The sequence below is a fragment of the Nocardia sp. NPDC004582 genome (assembly GCF_053602115.1).
The window spans coordinates 1-1,938 of sequence record NZ_JBSGCY010000289.1; the positions used below are offsets into that span (position 1 = coordinate 1).

Here is a 1,938-nt window from a genome sequence, read left to right on the forward strand (position 1 = left end):
GCGCTGCTGGCGCCGTACGCCGCGTAGGCGGGCGCGTTGGCCGGTCGCAGGTGCCGGTTACCGGTGCGCGCCGCCTCGAGCGTCTCGCGACCGCGCCGGGTCAGCCGAGGTCCGCGGCCCACCACCACGGTCATGACGCTCAGCGCGATCATGACGATCACAAGGAAGCCGACCGAATGATGCGTGGCCACACCCGAGATCAGCCGGGCCAGTCCGAGCAGCAGCACGGCGTAGAGCGGGAACCGGGCCGTGCGCAGGGCTTTTCGCTGCTCGTCGCCGAACAGGTAGCCGCGGTCGGTGAGGTCCTTGCGCATCCGGGCCACCACCCCGCCGGTCCCGACGAGCATGCTGGTCATGTTCAGGCGGCCCGGAGTGCTCAGCGTCGCCCACAAGGTGCGGGCGATGGGATCCAGCTCCGGGAGAGCGGTGTCGCTGTACGGCTGGACCGGCCTGCCCGTGGAGTCGATGACTCCGTGCCCGCGTAATTGGGCGAGCGCGGCCAGCACCGGGCGTCGATCGTCGACGAGGACGGCGGTCTCGCTCGGGGTCAGGGGACGCTCGGGCGCCCAGGACGGGTCCACCCGGCGCAGCACGCTCGCCCGGATCGCGTATCCGGCCGCGACCGCGATCAGCCCGGCGATGACATAGAACAAGAGGAAGGCCGGGCCGGATATCCCCCAGGTGTTGGTCGTGGCCGCGGCCGCGACGGTCGCATGGACCATGGCGATTCCCCTCGGGAGTCGTCGTGACAGTCGATCAACTCCAGTATCGCGGCTGCGCGGGTGTCGTGTTATCCGTGCGATCTCGGGGTGGTTATCCGAAGAAACTTTCGGTGATTAGCCTGATCCGGTGCGATTTCTCAGCAAGTTCTACATCGACGGGTTCATTCTGTCGATTCTCGGGATGGTCGTCCTGGCCAGCGTTTTCCCGGCCCGGGGCGATGCCGCCGAGGTCGTGAGCTGGCTGACGAAGATAGCCATCGCGCTGCTGTTCCTGCTCTACGGCACCCGCCTGGCGCCGCAGGAGGCGATCGCGGGTCTCAAGCACTGGCGACTCCACTTGACGGTACTGGCCTGCACCTTCATCCTCTTCCCGCTGATCGGCCTGGCCGCGCGGGTGCTGGTGCCGCACATCCTCACCCCCGACCTCTACACCGGTGTGCTGTTCCTGTGCCTGGTGCCGTCGACCGTGCAGTCCTCGATCGCGTTCACCTCCATCGCCAAGGGCAATGTGGCGGGTGCGATCGTGAGCGCCACCGTGTCGAACCTGCTGGGTGTGTTCCTCACTCCCGCGCTGGTGATCCTGCTCATGAACACCACCGGCCAGGCCAGTGTGGATCCGTCCGCGGTGGTGGACATCGTGCTGCAGCTGCTGGTGCCGTTCTTCATCGGCCAGCTGATCCGGCCCAAGGTGAAGGGCTTCCTGTCCCGCTACGCCGAGCCGACCAAACTGGTGGATCGCGGGTCGATCCTGCTGGTGGTCTACAGCGCGTTCAGCGCGGGCATGGTGGAGGGCATCTGGCACGCCATGTCGCCGTGGCGGATTCTGGGGCTGGCGGTGGTGTGCTGCGTGATCCTGGCGATCGTGCTGGCGGCGACCGGCTTCCTCGGCGAGGCGGTGCGTTTCGATCGCGCCGACCGGATCGTGGTGGTGTTCTGCGGTTCCAAGAAGAGCCTGGCCACCGGGCTGCCCATGGCGACGGTGCTGTTCGCGGGTCACCCGGTGGGCCTGATCGTGCTGCCGCTCATGATGTTCCACCAGATTCAGCTGATCACCTGTGCCGCTCTCGCAGGACGCTGGGCTCGTACCGCGCCGTGAACGCGAGCAGCCGGCTGTCCTCGCGCCGCAGCGCGCGATCCAGCCGCGCAGGCGGGTGCGGGAGGCGTCGTCCAGCGGTGCGTGCCGGACCTCCTCGAGCAGCTGTTTGATCATGGTGCC

General features: G+C 67.9%; 2 protein-coding genes and 1 pseudogene. 1 reads left to right on the top strand and 2 read right to left on the bottom strand.

The features are described from left to right. Window positions 1-722: TIGR04222 domain-containing membrane protein (locus ACWELJ_RS34050; protein ID WP_452370166.1), on the bottom strand; the 722-nt coding region annotated here is incomplete at its 3' end. Between the two features lie 127 nt (window positions 723-849). Between ACWELJ_RS34050 and ACWELJ_RS34055 the strand changes: the two genes are divergently transcribed. Then, the gene (locus ACWELJ_RS34055) at window positions 850-1,818 is read left to right on the top strand and encodes a bile acid:sodium symporter family protein (RefSeq protein WP_452370167.1); all 969 of its coding nucleotides are present in this window, start codon (window positions 850-852) and stop codon (window positions 1,816-1,818) included. A gap of 45 nt (window positions 1,819-1,863) precedes the next feature. On the opposite strand, the pseudogene ACWELJ_RS34060 reads toward ACWELJ_RS34055, so the two are convergent. After that, window positions 1,864-1,938: pseudogene (locus ACWELJ_RS34060) on the bottom strand (proteasome activator); the annotation flags it as partial.